This is a genomic window from Oceanibaculum pacificum, from assembly GCF_001618175.1.
Lineage (GTDB): Bacteria > Pseudomonadota > Alphaproteobacteria > Oceanibaculales > Oceanibaculaceae > Oceanibaculum > Oceanibaculum pacificum.
In genome coordinates this window covers 1-14,753 of the sequence record NZ_LPXN01000161.1, presented here as the reverse complement: position 1 = coordinate 14,753, position 14,753 = coordinate 1, and the positions used below count along the sequence as shown (strand labels likewise).

11 protein-coding genes are annotated in these 14,753 nt (G+C 68.1%); 7 read left to right on the top strand and 4 right to left on the bottom strand.

Translation table 11 applies throughout. The features are described from left to right. Together AUP43_RS17060 and AUP43_RS17055 are read right to left on the bottom strand one after the other, a co-directional pair. On the bottom strand, positions 1-3,353 hold a 3,353-nt coding region (locus AUP43_RS17060; protein ID WP_157089409.1), incomplete at its 3' end, for an AMP-binding protein. Between the two features lie 319 nt (positions 3,354-3,672). Next, the gene (locus AUP43_RS17055) at positions 3,673-5,325 is read right to left on the bottom strand and encodes a cyclic peptide export ABC transporter (RefSeq protein WP_067559905.1); all 1,653 of its coding nucleotides are present in this window, start codon (positions 5,323-5,325) and stop codon (positions 3,673-3,675) included. Positions 5,326-5,549: 224 nt separating this feature from the next. Here AUP43_RS17055 and AUP43_RS17050 point away from each other — a divergent pair, with 224 nt between their 5' ends. The 6 genes from AUP43_RS17050 to AUP43_RS17025 all read left to right on the top strand — a co-directional run bounded on the left by AUP43_RS17050 (position 5,550) and on the right by AUP43_RS17025 (position 12,416). After that, positions 5,550-6,572: a DNA topoisomerase IB gene (locus AUP43_RS17050; protein WP_067559903.1), complete on the top strand. Its 1,023-nt coding sequence runs from the start codon at positions 5,550-5,552 to the stop codon at positions 6,570-6,572. A gap of 82 nt (positions 6,573-6,654) precedes the next feature. Further along, on the top strand, positions 6,655-7,443 hold the full coding sequence (locus AUP43_RS17045) for a cytochrome c oxidase assembly protein (RefSeq protein WP_067559901.1): 789 nt from the start codon (positions 6,655-6,657) through the stop codon (positions 7,441-7,443). 3 nt (positions 7,444-7,446) lie between these two features. Then, a complete protein-coding gene (gene coxB, locus AUP43_RS17040; RefSeq protein WP_067559899.1) occupies positions 7,447-8,436 on the top strand; it encodes a cytochrome c oxidase subunit II in 990 nt (329 codons plus the stop codon). Next, entirely contained in the window at positions 8,433-10,946 is a 2,514-nt protein-coding gene (ctaD, locus tag AUP43_RS17035; protein WP_157089408.1) for a cytochrome c oxidase subunit I, read from the top strand. Before coxB ends, ctaD begins: the two co-directional genes overlap by 4 nt. Next, the gene (locus AUP43_RS17030) at positions 10,943-11,299 is read left to right on the top strand and encodes a hypothetical protein (protein ID WP_067559897.1); all 357 of its coding nucleotides are present in this window, start codon (positions 10,943-10,945) and stop codon (positions 11,297-11,299) included. Before ctaD ends, AUP43_RS17030 begins: the two co-directional genes overlap by 4 nt. A 70-nt stretch (positions 11,300-11,369) precedes the next feature. Then, the gene (locus tag AUP43_RS17025) at positions 11,370-12,416 is read left to right on the top strand and encodes a c-type cytochrome (protein WP_067559895.1); all 1,047 of its coding nucleotides are present in this window, start codon (positions 11,370-11,372) and stop codon (positions 12,414-12,416) included. A 6-nt stretch (positions 12,417-12,422) separates the two neighbouring features. On the opposite strand, the gene AUP43_RS17020 is transcribed toward AUP43_RS17025, so the two are convergent. Beyond that, a complete protein-coding gene (locus tag AUP43_RS17020; RefSeq protein ID WP_157089407.1) occupies positions 12,423-13,601 on the bottom strand; it encodes a nucleotide disphospho-sugar-binding domain-containing protein in 1,179 nt (392 codons plus the stop codon). 37 nt (positions 13,602-13,638) lie between these two features. Then, positions 13,639-14,247 carry a UbiX family flavin prenyltransferase gene (locus tag AUP43_RS17015; RefSeq protein ID WP_067559891.1) on the bottom strand — a complete coding sequence of 203 codons (609 nt, stop codon included), beginning with the start codon at positions 14,245-14,247 and terminating at the stop codon, positions 13,639-13,641. A 163-nt stretch (positions 14,248-14,410) separates the two neighbouring features. Here AUP43_RS17015 and AUP43_RS18780 point away from each other — a divergent pair, with 163 nt between their 5' ends. Next, the gene (locus AUP43_RS18780; protein WP_084462882.1) at positions 14,411-14,581 is read left to right on the top strand and encodes a YdcH family protein; all 171 of its coding nucleotides are present in this window, start codon (positions 14,411-14,413) and stop codon (positions 14,579-14,581) included. Positions 14,582-14,753 lie beyond the last annotated feature (172 nt).

Below are 14,753 nucleotides of genomic sequence, written 5' to 3'. Positions count from 1 at the left end.
TCCTTGTACATCTCGGCATAGGCGCAGCGGCGGATGTTGAAGTCGAAATGCTCGGGCGTCTGCCGCAGCAGCTCGAAATCATAGGCCCCGCCCTCCTTCCAGCGCTCGAACAGCACGGCGAAGCTTTCCAGGCTGGTGCCCGCCTCTTCCTCGGCGGCGAAGGCCTGGCCGCTATCCAGCGCCGCCTGGCGGATCGCCGGGATGTCGGCGCCGTCATCCTGTTCCAGCGGAATTGGCTGGCCGATCCCCGCCAGATGCAGCGCGCCGGCCAGCGTTGCGCCCGTCTCGGCCTCGGCGGCGGCCACGGCCTCGGCCAGGGCGGTGGCGTCGCCGGCATCGAGCGCGGCATAGCGCACATCGCCCAGGCCCTGCAGGCGATGCAGGGCGTCGGTCTTTTCCGGCGACAGGCGCGCCGAATCGGTGCGGCCGACCAGCAGCAGCCGCGCGCCCTTGCCAAGCAGCCAGGCGCTGGCGGCGCGGCCGATGCCGCCTAGGCCGCCGGTCACCAGCCATAGATCGCCCTGCCGGATCGGCGCGGCGCGGTCGGTCGGTTGGGCAGGCTCGACCGGCTCGAACCGGGCGGCCAGCCGCTGGCCGTCGCGCCAGGCGACTTCCGGCTCGTGGCCGCCGCCAAGTTCGGCCCTGACGATGGCCGCTAGGTCGTCCGCCGATTCCTTCGGCACATCCAGGATGCGCCAGCGCATGTCGGGCATCTCGACGCCGAGCGAGCGGACCAGCCCGACAAGCAGCGCGCTGTCGGCATCGACCCGGTCGCCATCGCGCGCATGGACGCCGCCGGCGGTCACCGACAGCACGCTTCGCGGCCGCCGGCCCTCCGGCAGGGCCGCTATGCTCCGCGCCAGGGAGAGCAGGGAGCGATAGGCGTCCGTTGCGCCTTCCCAGCCGGCCAGATGCAGGATCGCGTCGAGCCGCCCGCTTGTGTCGGCGGGGACGATGCGCAGCCCCGCGCCGCCCAGCTGCGGGGAGAGCCTGCCCAGTATGTCGGCGCTTCCGGCAAGGGCGAGATGCACCGCGTCGCCGGCGGCGAATGCCGCGTCGATTGCCGCCGGTTGCCAGAGTTTGCGATGCAGGCTGAGCGCCACGGTTCCCGGTCCGCCCAGCAGGCCGGCGATTCGGGCGACCACGGCGTCGTAGACTCCCTCCTCGAAGCGCTGCTTCAGCGTGGGCCGGATGATCTTGCCGATGCCGGTGCGCGGGATCTCCTCAGCCGGAACCGGTAGCAGATAGTCGATGGCGAGGCTCAATTCCTGCGCCAGCCGGCTGCGTATCGCGGCCAGCAGGGCGCGCAGCACATCGTCGTCCGCGACCTGCGGCGCGCTGAAGAACAGCGCCACCCGGTCGGTGCGCGCACCGCCGGGCCGGACCGGCACCGCCGCCAGGCTGGCGCGCTCGATGCCGGGAATCTGGGCGGCGGCGGCCTCGATCTCATGGGCGAAGAATTTCGCGCCATTGATGTTGATGGAATCCTTCAGCCGGCCGGTCATGTAGAGCTGGCCGTCGGCGACGAAGCCGACATCGCCGGTTTCGAACCAGTCGCCATGGAAGGCCGCCGCCGTCAGGTCGGCGCGCTCGTGATAGCCGGCGAAGATCTGCGGGCCACGCAATTGCAGCCGGCCGATCTCGCCTTCCTTCAGCACAGCGCCCTCGTCCCCGGCGATGCGCAGCGCGCTGCCGGGAACCGGCCCGCCCAGGCTGGCGAAGGGCCCCCTGGCGTGGCCCAGCCGCGCCAGGGTAATCGCCGTGCAGGTCTCCGACATGCCGAAGGTGGGGCGCATCGCGTCCCGCCGCAAGCCGTTGGGCGCGAGGCCGTCCAGGAAGCTGGCGAGGGAGGCTTCGCTGACCGCCTCGCCGCCATTCGGCAGCACCCGCAGCCGGGAGAAATCCCAGGGCCTTTCCGGCGCGGCGGCGACGGCGTCGGCGATCAGGCCGAAGGCGAAATTGGGCGCCCAACTCACCGTCACCCCGTGGCGCGCCACCCAGTCCACCCAGCGGATCGGATCGGCCAGGACCGGCGCGGTGCGGGCGTGAATTTGCCGGCAGCCCAGGACGATGGGCATCAGCGTCTGGAACACGATGCCGCCGACATGGTCCAGCGGCATCCAGTTGAAGAGCACGTCGTCCGCATCCAGGGCCAGGCTTTCGACGCCCACGGCAAGCGCCATTGCCAGCAAGGCGGCGTGCGACTGGCGCACCCCCTTCGGCACGCCGGTGCTGCCCGAGGTCAGAATGATCAGCGCGATGTCGCGGGGCTGCACGGTGGCCGTCGTGCCGGCCTGCGCCGTCGCCAGGCGCTGGATGTCGAGGACGGGCAGGCGCTTTTCGCTCAGCGCGGCGGCGACCGTTGGCGACGCCACGATGCGCGGCTGTCCCAGCATTTCCAGAATCGCGTGCAGGCGCGCCCACGCGGCGGGATCGGCATCCGCCTCCGGCAGGGCCATCGGAGCGGCGCGCAGCCCGCCCAGCAGACAGGCGCACAGCCCGCCGACGAAGCTGGCGGCATCGCGGGTGTCCAGGGCGACGATGCTGCCGGGGCTGGCCCCGTCCGCCTGCAGCCCGCCCAGGATCGCCAGCGCGCGTTGATGCAGATCGGCATAGCTCTCGCGTTGCTCCGCGCCGTCATCGTCCAGATAGGAAACGCCGTGCGGTCCTTGGGCGGCGCGCGCCAGCGCCGCCACCAGCGTGCGGGGATAGTCGGCCGGCATCGTCAGCGCCGCGCCCTCGACGATGGCGTCGCGGTCGGACAGGCGCTGGCCGATCCAGCCGCGCGCGGCGGCCGGCTCCGGCGAGGATTGGTCGGGGGCTGCCAGCGCGGCTTCGGGCGCCAGGCAGGCACGGGACAGAAACCGCGCGCCGCTGCGCGGGGCGGCCGCGACGGCGATGTCGGCGTCGCCCCCTTCGTCGCCCCCTTCGTCGCCCCCTTCGTCGCCCCCTTCGTCGCCCCCTTCGTCGCCCCCTTCGTCGCCCCCTTCGTCGCCCCCTTCGTCGCCCCCTTCGTCGCCCCCTTCGTCGCCCCCTTCGTCGCCCCCTTCGTCGCGCCGTGCATCACGCAGGACGGCGGACAGCGATTCCAGCGCCTTCCGGTCCCAGACGGGCAGGGCGGCCAGCACGCTGTCGGCCGCGATGCGGGTAACCGGCACCACATGGTCGATGCCGTGCTTTCGCTGGAAATCGTCAGGCAGGGGCCGCAGCGCGCCGGGACCGGCGACATAGGCGACCCGGCCCGCGCCGCCCGCCCTCAGAATCCGGGCGCCGGCAATGCCGGGGAGGGCCGATAACAGCCGTTCGATGGTGGTCTCGGCAGCGGGATCGGCAGTCGGACTATTGCTGTCCATTACGGCCCCTTCTTCAGCATGGACGATAGGCTGGCGGTGGCGTTTTCGCTGAAAAATATTCGCGTAATAGTGGTCGCCGACTAGGTTCGAAACTCTTGCCGACTATGCCCCAGGGGGTAGACGCGCGCAAGTTACGAACTGGTAACCATAGGCAATGAAAAGCCCGTTCTTATTGACGGAAAAAGTGGATAATTCATTGATCGGTCACAATATCCGGTATATGGCGGCGACGGTGCCGCCATCCCGCGACCGGGCCAGCGCCGACCGTGTCGGAGACAATCTTTACGGGTGATTCCGCGCCGTCGAACGGACGAATCTTCTAGTCCCGCGCCGGCCGCTCGGCGCTCACCAGCTTGCCATATTCCAGCTTCAGCAATTGGTCGCAGGAATGGAACCAGCGGTCGTCATGGGTGATGGCGATGACGGTTTTGCCGCGGGCGATCAAATCCGGGACGATTTCCTCGTAGAAGCGGACCCGGAATTCCGGGTCCTGGTCGGCCGCCCATTCATCGAACACGTAGATCGGCTTATCCTCCAGCAGGGCGACGATCAGCGCCAGCCGCTTGCGCTGTCCTGTCGACAGGTCCAGGTCGGTGAAACGTCCATCATGGTAGAAGGTCTTATCGCTCAGCTCCATCCAGTCGAGCAGACGATTCACCTCCTCCGGGTCGGGCCGCTCCAGGCCGTAGAGCCGGTCGAACAGGTGGAAATCGGAAAACACGCAGGTGAACAGCTCGCGATAGGCGGCAATGGAATAGGGGCCGATGATGCTGTCGTCGACCCGGATGGCCCCGCTTTCGAGGGGGTAGAGCCCGGTCAGGAGCTTCAACAGCGTCGATTTGCCGGAGCCGTTGCCGCCGATAATGAAGGTGCGGCTGCCGCGCGGTATGTCGATATCCAGCGGGCCGATGTGGAAATGCGATTCGCTGCGCCGGTAGCTGAAGGCGGCTTGCTGAAGCCGCAACAGGGAGAAATCGGCGAAGTGCGCGGGGTCGTTCTTCCCGGTTCTCACCTCCGTATCCTGGCTCTGGGAGATCAATCGCTCCAGCCGCTCGATGCTGGCGATGGAGACCTGCGCCTTGATCTGGAAGTGCCAGGCCATCAGTACGATTTCGATCGGCGCGACCATGAACAGCAGGGACGCGGTCAGCTTCAGCACCGTCTCGGGCTGGGAATATTCGAGGCCCGGCAGGACGAACACGAAAATCGCCAGGATCAGGAAAACGAAGGTCTGCGCCAGTACCAGCAGGTGCATATGCTTCGTCGCCACGGTGCTCATCAGCGCCTCGGTCTGGCGCGAGATGGTGGCCAGGCGGCCGAACACCGCGTCGTTCTTGGCGTGGTTGATCTTGATCTCTTTGAAGCCCTCGATCAGGTGGCTGAGCGAATCGAAGAACTCGCCCTCCTTGGCGATGGCCTTGGCGATGGTATCCAGCGATTCCCGGTAGCGCCGGGCGAAAATCCAGACCGCCATCCCCAGGATGGCTGTGGTCACCAGCGCGGCCGTCAGCGAGATATAGGCGATGTAGGCCAGCGCCGCGACGATCACCACGATGGATTGGTAGCCGTTGAAGATGGCCGGCACGCATTGCGCGATCATGTTGGCGTCCTGGCTGAGCCGGGCATAGATGTCGCCCTTGCCCGTGCCTTCCAGGAATTCCAGCTCGGAATGCCGGATCTTGTCGGCCAGGCTGATGCGCAGGTCGCGTATCGCCCGCTCGGCCGTTACCGCCGCATGGGTCAGCGCCTGCCGCTTGGCGGTCACATAGATCAGCAGCGTGGCCAGGAACAGCACCGCCATCAACACGCTGACCGTGCCGTCGGCCGCCATGTCGGCGGCATGGTTGGCAACGCCGAGCAGCATGCCGCTGCTCAGGCCGGAGAAGAATATGAGGACGATCAGCGAACGCTGGGATTTCCCGCTTCTCGCAACCAGAAAGCGGAACATGGCGAGCGGTTGCAGATCGCGCATTATGGATAAGCTCTAAACATTGCCGGATATGCAGAATGACGGGAATCGGTTGCCAGTGTCCATGAAATGACGCGGCGGCAGCGATGCTAGCATAAGCAAGGCCCAGGCAATCGCCAAACCCGCCGCCGCTTGAGCGCCATGCGCTTCATCGCGGCCCGGAACGGAATTGTCGCGCCGGCGTTTTCTCCCTCTCACCCCCGAAACAGGGCCGCGATAGGGACAGCATGGCGCAGGGCAGGGAAGTCAAGGCACAGGCCCGGCGCGCCGGGCTGCGTCTGGTCACGCCGGAGCAGTTGACGCTGTGTCGCCACCGGCACGGTCGTGGCTTCGTCTATCGCGACGAAGAGGGGCGGCGCATCCAGGATGCGGCGGTGCTGGCGCGCATTCGTTCGCTCGCCATTCCCCCGGCCTACCGCGCCGTGCGCGTCGCGCCGATGGCGGATGCGCATATCCAGGCCATCGGCGAGGACGAGGCCGGGCGGGTGCAGTATCGCTATCATCCGAATTGGGACCTGGTGCGCGAGGAGCGCAAAGTGGAACGATTGGCCGCCCTGGCCCGCGCCTTGCCCCGCATCCGTCGCCGCATCCGCCGCGATCTGCGTCGCGAGGAGAATTGCCGCGACAAGGCGCTGGCGGCGGTGGTGATGGTGATCGACCGCAGCCACATCCGCATTGGCTGCGAGGATTACGTGCATTCCGGCCGCAGCCGGGGCGCGGCCACGCTGCTGAAGCGCAACGTTGCGCTGGATGGCGATTACCTGCGCCTCCAATTCCATGGCAAGCGCCGCCAGCCGGTCGATTGTGCGCTCTATGCGCCGGCCCTGGCCAAGGCGATTCCGGATTTCCGCGCGTTACGCGGCACGCGGCTGTTTCAATATCGCGACGATAGGGGCCGCATTCGCCCGGTGACCGCCGGCGATATCAACGCCTATCTGCGCGAGATCGCCGATGCCCCGGTGACCGCGAAGGATTTCCGCACCTTGGCCGCGACCGCCGCCGCCGGTGAGCGGCTGGCCCGTCTGGAGCCGGCGGCAAGCAAGACCGCGCAGCGCCGCCAGATCGCCGCCGTCATGCGCGATGTGGCAGAAATGCTGGGCAATACCCCCGCCGTGGCGCGCAAGAGCTACGTCCATCGCCGGCTGATCGACGCCTTTATCAATGGCGAGCTATCGGAGCGTTTCCTGCGCGGCCGCCCGCCGACGGGCCTGAGCCGCGCCGAGGCGGCGGTCGGCGCGCTGTTCGGCTGAAACCTACGATAAGGTTATACGTGCGGAACTTTAGGCTGACTGCTCGGTTCCACAAGGGTCCGCGCTTCGCCAAGGTTACGTCATGAACACCGATATCGGCGCCATATCCTATTGCGGCGCACCGCCGGTTCCCGGCGCGTTGCACTGGAATCTGGACCCGCTGCTGCTGGGCGCGCTGGCGCTGGCGGCGTTGATCTATGGCCTTGGCTGCCGCGCCAAGAAAGCGCCGGAGCCGCAGGCGCGCTGGCTGTTCTATGCCGGCTGGCTGATCGCCGTCGCCGCGCTGGTGACGCCTTTGTGCAACCTCAGCGTGGCGCTGTTTTCCGCCCGGGTCGGCCAGCATCTGGTGCTCACCCTGGTCGCCGCGCCGCTGATCGCCATGGGCCAGCCGGAGCGGGTGTATCGCGCCCTGGTGCCGGCGCGCGACATCGGCGATGCCGGCGGCGACGGCAAGCTGACCGCGCTGGCGACGCTGGCCTTCGCGCTGGCCCTGTGGACCTGGCATCTGCCCGGCCCGTACGACGCCACCCTGCGCAGCGACTTCACCTATTGGATCATGCATATCACCACCTTCGGGGCGGCCTATATGCTGTGGCACGCGCTGCTGCGCCTGGGTGTGATCGCCGCCTTGTTCGCCAGCTTCGCCACGGCGGTGCAGATGAGCCTGCTGGGCGGCGTTCTGACGCTGGCCCCGACGCCGCTGTTCGAGGTGCATGCGCTGACGACCCGGCCCTGGGGCCTGTCGCCACTGCTCGACCAGCAGCTGGGCGGGTTGCTGATGTGGGTGCCGGGCGGGCTGCTCTTCACCGTCCTGGGCCTGATGGCGCTGAACACGATGCTGCGCCGCATGGGCAGCGCGAATACCGACTAGCCCGTGAGACGGGGGCTTTTTTCTCTTCAAGGAACGGTCCTGCTGCTGGCCGGCTGCGCAGGCCCGCAATCGGCCCTCGATCCCCAGGGCAGCGCCGCGATCGCGATCGACCGGCTGAACGGGATCATGACCGTCGGCGGGGCGCTGATCCTGCTGCTGGTGCTGGCGCTGACCGCCTATGCGCTGCTCGCCGCGCCGGAAACGCGCGGCTGGCTCGGCTCCCGCCGGACGATCCTGTGGGGCGGCATCGCCTTTCCCACGGTGACCGTCACCGCGTTGCTGATCTACGGGCTGCTGGTGGCGCGCGGCATCGTCACGCCGGCGGTGGGCGAGGATGTGCAGCGCGTCGAGGTGGTGGGCGAGCAATTCTGGTGGCGCGTGCGCTATCTGGACGATGACGGCAGGGTGCTGTTCGAGACCGCCAACGAGCTGCACCTGCCGGTCGGCCGCACAGTGGAGCTGGCGCTGACCAGCGCCGACGTCATCCATTCCTTCTGGGTGCCCGCCCTGGCCGGCAAGCTGGACATGATCCCCGGCCGCACGAACATCCTGCGGCTGCGCGCCGAGCGGGCCGGCGTGTATCGCGGCCAATGCACCGAATTCTGCGGCGTGCAGCACGCGCGCATGGCGTTCCACGCCGTCGCCCTGGAGGCGGAGGCCTACGATGCCTGGCTGCGTGAGGCGTCCGGCCCCGCCGTCGAGCCGGCCACGTCCGGTTTGCGGGAAGGCCGGGAACGCTTCCTGCAGCTCGGCTGCGGCGCGTGTCATGCCGTGCGCGGCACCGGGGCGGCCGGCGTGCTGGGGCCCGATCTGACGCGGATCGGCAGCCGGCAATCGCTGGGCGCCGGCATGATGCCGGTGACGGCGGAGAATCTGGCCGCCTGGATCGCCGACAGCCAGCATCTGAAGCCGGGCAATCTGATGCCGCCCTTCGACATGCTGCCCGACGGCGAGGCGCAGGCCATCGCCCGATATCTGGAGAGCCTGAAGTGAGCTTCCCGAACCCCACACCGCGCCCCGAAGGCGAACTGGAGCAGTTGAAGCGCATCTGGCGGCCGCCCTCCGGCCTCGGTTTCCTGACGGTTGTGAACAACACCTATATCGGGCTGTTCTATGTCGGCGCGGCGGTGATGTTCTTCGTGCTGGCCGGTATCCTGGCGCTGATCATGCGCACCCAGCTCGCCGTGCCGGACAACGACCTGGTCAGCGACGGGCTATACAACCAGCTCTTCACCATGCACGGCACGATGATGATGTTCCTGTTCGCGGTGCCGGCGGTGGAGGCGATGGGCGTCTATCTGCTGCCGAACATGCTGGCGGCGCGCGACCTGCCGTTCCCGCGTCTGTCCGCCTTTGCCTTCTGGGCCTATCTGATCGGCGGCAGCGTGTTCTTCCTCAGCATCTTCTGGGGGCTGGCGCCGGATGGCGGCTGGTTCATGTATCCGCCGCTGACCAGCATCGAATATTCGCCGGCCGACAATGCGGATTTCTGGCTGCTGGGCATCGGCTTCATCGAGATATCGGCCATCGCCGGGGCCATCGAGATCGTCTGCGGCGTGCTGCTGACCCGCGCGCCCGGCATGTCGCTGGACAAGATGCCGGTCTATGCCTGGGCCATGCTGGTGTTCGCCGGCATGATCATCTTCGCCTTTCCCGCCGTCATTCTGGCCACCCTGCTGCTGGAGCTGGAGCGCGCCTTCGGCTGGCCCTTCTTCATCCCCGGCCAGGGCGGCGACCCGCTGCTGTGGCAGCATCTTTTCTGGTTCTTCGGCCATCCGGAAGTCTACATCATCTTCCTGCCGGCGGCCGGCATGGTGTCGATGATCGTGCCGACCATCGCGCAGAAGCCGCTGGTCGGCTACCGGCTGGTGGTGCTGGCGGTGATCGGCACCGGCGTGCTCAGCTTCGGGCTGTGGGTGCACCATATGTTCGCCACCGGCCTGCCGCAGCTCTCGCTCAGCTTCTTCTCCGCCGCCTCGATGGCGGTGGCGATCCCCTCAGGCATCCAGATCTTCGCCTGGATCGCCACCATCGCCTCGGGCAAGGTGCGGCTGACCACGCCATCGCTGTTCATCCTGGGTTTCCTGTTCATCTTCACCATCGGCGGGCTGACCGGCGTGATGGTGGCGATGGTGCCGTTCGATTGGCAGGCGCATGATACCTACTTCATCGTCGCCCACCTGCATTACGTGCTGATCGGCGGCATGGTGTTCCCGCTGTTCGCGGCCTTCTATTACTGGGTGCCGGTGGCCAGCCGCCGCGCGCTGTCGGAAAAAGTGGGGCGCTGGGTGTTCGGGCTGATGTTCGTCGGCGTGAACGTCGCCTTCTTCCCGATGCACATTACCGGGCTGATCGGCATGCCGCGCCGGGTATCGACCTATCCGGCCGATCTGGGCTGGGGCGATTTGAACATGGTTTCCACGATCGGCGCGTATCTGATCGGCGCGGGCGTGCTGCTGTTCCTGATCGACGTGGCGCGGAATTTCCGCATCACCAGCGCGGACAATGCGGGCAATGTCTGGAACGCCCCGACGCTGGAGTGGCTGCCGAACGACAATTACGCCACGCGCTCCATCCCCATCGTCGCCAGCCGCGACCCGCTGTGGGACCAGCCGGGACTGGCCGAGGATGTCGAGGCCGGGCGCTACTACCTGCCGAACGCGCCCACCGGCTACCGCGAGACCATCGTCACCAGCCCGGTGACGGCGGAGCCGCGCTATATCGTGCAGATACCGGGGCCGGGCTGGTTCCATGTGCTGGCGGCCGCCTTCACCGCCGCCTGCTTCCTGCTGCTGACGGTGAAGCTGGTGACGCCGGCGATCATCTGCGGCGTGCTGGCGGTGTTCTTCGTGCTGGCCTGGGCCTGGCAGCTCGATCCCGGCCCGACCCATCCGCCGGTGGATATCGGCGGCGGGCTGAAGCTGCCGGTCTACAAGACCGGCTCCGGCAGCCATTCCTGGTGGGCGACCATCTGCTTCCTGCTGGTCGCGGGCACGACCTTCCTGTGCATGATCTTCTCCTACCTCTTCCTGTGGCTGAGCAATGTCGGCGACTGGCCGCCGGCCGGCACGGCGCTGCCGGCGCTATCCTGGGCGTCGGGCAGTGCTGCGCTGTATCTGGCGTCCGCCCTGCTGGCCTGGGGGGCGAGCCGCACGCTCGCCGCCGGCCGGCTCTGGACCAGCCAGGGCCTGTTGCTGCTGGGCGCGCTGCCGGCGCTGTGCGGCGCGCTGGGAGTCGATGGCTGGGGCTTCTGGCAGGCCGGCCTGCGGCCGCAGGACCATGCTTACGGCGCGGCTGTCTATACCATCTTGTGCCTCACCGGGGTGTTCGCCTTCACCCTGGCGATCTTCACGCCCTTCCTGACGCTGCGTGCCGCCTTTGGCAGGCTGGATACGGCGCGTCGGGCCAGCTTCGATGTCGGGCTGCTGCTGTTCTACTACACCGCCGGGCAGGCGCTGGTCGGCCTGCTGCTGACGCACGGCTTTCCGCGAGCCGTGGGGTGACCGCGATGCAGGGCGAGGATGCGACCCCCTTCCTGCGCTGGATCGGCATTGTGCTGCCGGGCTTCCTGATCTGGGGCGCGCATTTCGGGCTGGTCTATGGCTATGTCGCCGTCGCCTGCACGCTGGATGCGGGCGTGGGCGGCACTCAGGCGGCGGTCGCGCTGGCGACGCTGGCCGCCCTGCTGCTGATCGCCGGGCTGTTCTGGGGCTTCGTGATCCGTCCCGGCAGCCGTTTCAACGCCGGTCCGGCCACGCGATTCTCCCGCCGGCTGGCTTGGGCCACGGCCCTGTTGTCCGGCGGATCCGTGCTGTTGACGGCGCTGCCGGCATTGATTTTTCCTGGCTGTGCCTGAGGGGGGCGCTATGGACCATTTCCACCGCCACGAGGTTCCGAGGCCATGATTTTTCCGGTAGCCGGCTGACATGCGCGCGAAGACATGGCTGATCGCCGGCCTTGCCACGGCGGGCGTCGTCGCGCTGGCGCTGCTGGGGGCCTGGGGCGGGCTGTATAACGTGGCGGCCAGCAAGCCGCATCTCGATGTGACGCGCTGGGCGCTGCACCAGGCGATGCGCAACTCCGTGGCGTTCCATGCGCGCGGCATCGTGCCGCCGCCCGATCTGGACGAGCCCAGCCGGGTGGAGCGCGGCGTTGGCCATTACAGCATCGGCTGCGCACCTTGCCATGGCGGGCCGGACCAGGCGCAGAATCTCGTCGTGCAGCATATGCAGCCCGCCCCGCCGACCCTGGATGAGGCGGCGGATCACTGGTCGGCGCGGGAATTATTCTGGATCGTGAAGCATGGGGTGAAATATACCGGCATGCCCGCCTGGCCCGCGAATAACCGCGACGACGAGGTCTGGGCGGTGGTCGCCTATCTACGCCAGATGCCGGCATCGCCGCCGCCGGCCGAATCGCCATCCTTGCGGATGTCGGCGACGCCGGAGAGTTGCAATGGCTGCCACGGCCCTGCTGGCGGCGGCGGGCCGCACGGCGCGACCCCCCGCCTGGCCGGCCAGAACGAAGCCTATCTCGCCCGCACCTTGCGCGATTATGCGCAGGGTAAACGGCAGAGCGGCATCATGGCCCCGGTGGCGCACGCCCTCTCCGAGGCTGAAATAGACCGGCTGGCCGCGCATTACGCCGTCCTTACGCCGCCCCCGGCCATCGCCCCGGCCACATCGGTGGCGGCGGGTACGCGCCTGGGCGAGCGCCTGGTGCGGGCGGGCGCGCCGGAGTCCCGCGTGCCGGCCTGCGGCGCGTGCCACGAGGATGGCCAGGGCCGCGCCGTCGATCCGCGCTATCCGCGCCTGGCCGGGCAACCCGCCCCCTATCTGACGCAGCAATTGCGCCTTTGGCGCGCGGGCACGCGCGGCGGCGGGTTCGGCCCGGTCATGACCGCGGTGGCGCGCAAGCTGACGGACGAGCAGATACAGGCCCTCGCCGACTATTATGAATCCCTGCCGCGCTAAGGGCGGCTATAGCCGGGTCAGCAGTGACTGTAGCGCTGCCCAGGCGGTTTCCGGCCTGGCCGCGATGCGGGCGGCGCTTTCTTGCGCCAAGCGGAAGGCGCGTCGGTGTGCGATCAGTTTCGGCAGTTCGGCGCGCAATGTCGCGGCGTTGGTGTGCTGGCGCGTTATGAAGGTGCCGGGCAGCGTTTCCAGCGCCCGTTTCGCGTTGCAAGCCTGCTCGCGGTGGCGGGGCAGCAGCAATTGGATTCGTCCAGTGGTCGCCGCGTCGGCTAGCGAGCCGATGCCGCCATGGTGGATGAACAGGCTGGCGCGGGCCAGCGCGTCGCGAATCGGCGGCGGGGTGTCGTGCAGCAGGATGCCGGCCTGCGCCAGCGCCGTCGCCAGGCCCGGCTGACTGTCGCGCAGGAAAAGCTCGCCCGGCAGGCCGGTGTCGATCAGCGCCTGGACGGTCAGTCGCGCCTGCGGGTGGCTCATCCGCAGATAGCCGAAGAAGCGGGGCGCGTCCGGCGGCGGCGGCGGGGCTTCCGGCCGCTCCCACGGGCCGGCGGCGGGCTGCGACCGCCAATCGGCGTAGATATCCAGCTCCGGCGGTATGGAGACCACCGCGCCGATGCCGGCGACGATCTGGTGCAGGCTGTCCGGCAGCGGCTGCTCGCGCCGTTCCTGCACGGCGCGGGCATTGGCCAGCAATTCAGCCGGCGACCAGACATCCGGCTGCGGCGCGCCCAGCGGCGGGAAGCCGCCATCCGGAAGGGCGGGCGGCGCGACGAAGCCGTCGCCGATGGGGATCAGCGGAATGCGGCGGAAGGCGGCCAACGAGAGCAGGGGCGAATAGTCGGCGATGATCGCGGCGGGCGCATGGCGCGCCAGCAGGACGTCCCATGCCGCCACGATGGCGGCCAGCTTATCCCGGTCGGCATAGCCGCACACCCCCATCATGTCGGCATAGCTGGCGGCGCGGAAAGGCGGCGTGCCCGCGAAGCAGGAGGCGTGCGGCGGCGTCGGCAGCACGTCAATCCCCTCGGCTTCATAGGCGGTCCGCAACGTCGCCGGGTCGCACGCGAAGACGACCGGCCGCCAGCCCGCGCGGATCAGCCGCTTGGCGATCCACAGCAGGCGGGCCGCATGGGCGAAGCCATTCCCCAGCTCCCAGGCAAGCAGGATGGTGCGATCCTTGCCGGGCACATCCGCGAGTGTTTCGGCCGGGAAGGACAAAGGCTTTCTAGGGCTTCGCGCGCTTGAAACGCTTCGCGGCCGGTTCGGCCGGGGCCTCGCCCCAGCGCGTCACCGCGCCCGCCTCCAGCCCGAACAGGTCTAGCACGCGGCCGACGCTATGATCGACCAAGGCGTCGATTCCGTCCGGCCGGGCATAGAAGGCGGGGACCGGCGGGGCGACGATGCCGCCCATTTCCGTCACCGTCAGCATGTTGCGAAGATGCACGGCGGTCAGCGGCGTTTCGCGCGCCATCAGCACCAGGCGGCGGCGTTCCTTCAGCACCACGTCGGCGGCGCGGGTCAGCAGGCCCGAGGTGACGCCGGTGGCGATCTCCGCCAGCGTCTTCATCGAGCAGGGGGCGACGATCATGCCCAGCGTACGGAACGAGCCGCTGGAGATCGCGGCTCCGATATCGCCCTGCGGGTGCCAGTAATCGGCCAGTGCCTGCACATCCTTCACCTTCAGGTCGGTCTCGTGCGCCAGCGTTATTTCCGCCGACTTCGACATGACCAGATGGGTCTCCACGGGAAGCGGGCGCAATAGCTCCAGGAGCCGCACGCCATAGACGATTCCCGAGGCCCCGCTGATGCCGATGATGATGCGATTCTGCTGCATGCCAATCACCTAGCGCGCTTTCGCCGCGCGGTCCATGGCGGCGTGCGACGACAACATGATTATCCGCTTATATGATGGCCGCGCCGATTGAACGCCTTGCAACCTCGGCGTAACATTCCTAGGTCCAGTTTGTGGATGTGCCCCTAACCCAGGAGGTTTGGATATGGCGACACCGGACAGTAGGGTAGAGGCCTTGAAGGCCCGTCACGAAGCCCTCGAACACGCACTCCAAAGCGAAACCATCCGTCCTTCGCCCGACGATCTGGCGATCCTCTCCCTGAAGAAGGAAAAGCTCAGGCTTAAGGACGAAATCACCAAGCTCACCCGACACTGACCCTCGGCCCCCGGCAACCGGGCGAGGGACTTCCCGAGCATCGTTCCCCGCCCGGTTCCCCGCTTTGCGATGGGTGCTCTGCGAGACACTTCGCCGATCTGAGTGGCATGGTGGATCGCACTTGCCCACTTTGCCTGTCATTCCCGGCCCTGTGCCGGGAATCCAGGGTTCA

Coding starts and splice junctions, on each gene's coding strand:
- AUP43_RS17055 (WP_067559905.1), bottom strand. CDS start 5,325: ATGCGCGATCTGCAACCGCTCGCCATGTTCCGCTTTCTGGTTGCGAGA.
- AUP43_RS17050 (WP_067559903.1), top strand. CDS start 5,550: ATGGCGCAGGGCAGGGAAGTCAAGGCACAGGCCCGGCGCGCCGGGCTG.
- AUP43_RS17045 (WP_067559901.1), top strand. CDS start 6,655: ATGAACACCGATATCGGCGCCATATCCTATTGCGGCGCACCGCCGGTT.
- AUP43_RS17025 (WP_067559895.1), top strand. CDS start 11,370: ATGCGCGCGAAGACATGGCTGATCGCCGGCCTTGCCACGGCGGGCGTC.
- AUP43_RS17015 (WP_067559891.1), bottom strand. CDS start 14,247: ATGCAGCAGAATCGCATCATCATCGGCATCAGCGGGGCCTCGGGAATC.
- AUP43_RS18780 (WP_084462882.1), top strand. CDS start 14,411: ATGGCGACACCGGACAGTAGGGTAGAGGCCTTGAAGGCCCGTCACGAA.